The 1,338-nt window shown below is 44.1% G+C and carries 1 protein-coding gene; it reads left to right on the forward strand.

Annotated elements, in window-relative coordinates; all coding sequences use genetic code 11:
• The coding region (locus ACFIKR_RS09265; RefSeq protein ID WP_375659640.1) for a ShlB/FhaC/HecB family hemolysin secretion/activation protein at positions 1-1,152 on the forward strand (1,152 nt) is incomplete at its 5' end.
• Positions 1,153-1,338: the final 186 nt, after the last annotated feature.

Genomic DNA, 1,338 nt, shown 5'->3' on the forward strand with positions numbered 1-1,338 from the left:
ATCAACCGTTTGAGTTCAGCGCACGCTCAAAGCGAACTTCTTCCAGGGCGTGAAGAAGGGAGCACCATTGTCAATATTAACAATCATCCCGATAAAACTTTCAAGGTTACTGTTTCTCATGACAATATGGGACAATCTTCCACGGGTTATGCGCGTTATAGTGCGGGCTTGAGGGTAGAAAATATTTTAGGGATGAATGATGCGTGGGATTTTAACTATCAACGCAGTGAGCCCGATTATTGGGGTGGGAGCAAGCAAGAAGGACATAGCAATAACATTTCAGCGAGTGTGAGTATTCCGTACGGTTATTGGACCTTTGGATTGAATGGCACTGTTTATAATTACCAAAGCATTATTCCTGGCAATTTTACCGATATTGAGACGACGGGGGATTCCAGTGAGTTGCACGCCAGTACAAGCAGGGTTCTTTACCGTGATGGTGTTTCCCTTACAACCTTGAATTTAGGTCTTTCTTATAAAAGAACCAACAATTACCTTCTTGGTAATAAGATAGAGGTTGGTAGCCGTCAATATAGCGTAGCCAATTTTGGGATTTCGCATTCGCGCCAGATGTTGGGTGGGACCTGGACCTTTGATGTGAGTTATTTGCAAGGACTCCCCTTGTTTCATTCTGTCAAGAAGCACGATCCAGGAGCAGGAGATGCGGAGCCACAATTTGCCAAATTTACTGGTACGCTTAGTGTCATGACGCCTTTTAAGATAGGGGGCTTGGACTTTATACTGAGCAATCTTTTGAGTGGTCAATATTCACCGCATAATTTACTGGGTGCTGAGCAGATTTCGTTGGGGGGCGCTTCCAATGTTCGTGGCACGCGTGAGAGTTTGCTTTTTGGCAATAACGGTTTTTTTAGCCGGAATGATTTGTTGCTGCGCACCATTCCGTGGAGCAATCACGCGACCTTCAAAAAGGTTTTTGGTGAACTTCGCCCTTATGTTGGTTTGGATTATGGGCGTGTGTTTTCGCAACCCTTGTATGGGATTAAGAGTGACCAGCTTGCCGGTTGGACAGCAGGTGTCAAGCTTGCGGGAGGCATGGTCTCTCTTGATGCCAGTTATTCCAGTATTTTTTGGAGCACAGTTAAGCACAAAAAATCAGGAACATTTTTTATGACATTAACAATGGAACTTTAAGCGTCTTTTATTGGGGAGTTAACGTATGAGATATGAGAAGAGAGAAGAAAGAGCAGCTTTATTAGGTGTTTTGGTCTCCAGTACGATGCTCAAAAAGGTTTTATTTGGGGGACTTGGTTTTTCTTGTTTGTTAGCACCTTCAGCGTTACAGGCACAAATTACTGTGGATCCTAACGCTAATGCCGC

The sequence above is a fragment of the Bartonella sp. MR30HLJHH genome (genome assembly GCF_042194195.1).
GTDB classification, from domain to species: Bacteria; Pseudomonadota; Alphaproteobacteria; order Rhizobiales; family Rhizobiaceae; genus Bartonella; species Bartonella grahamii.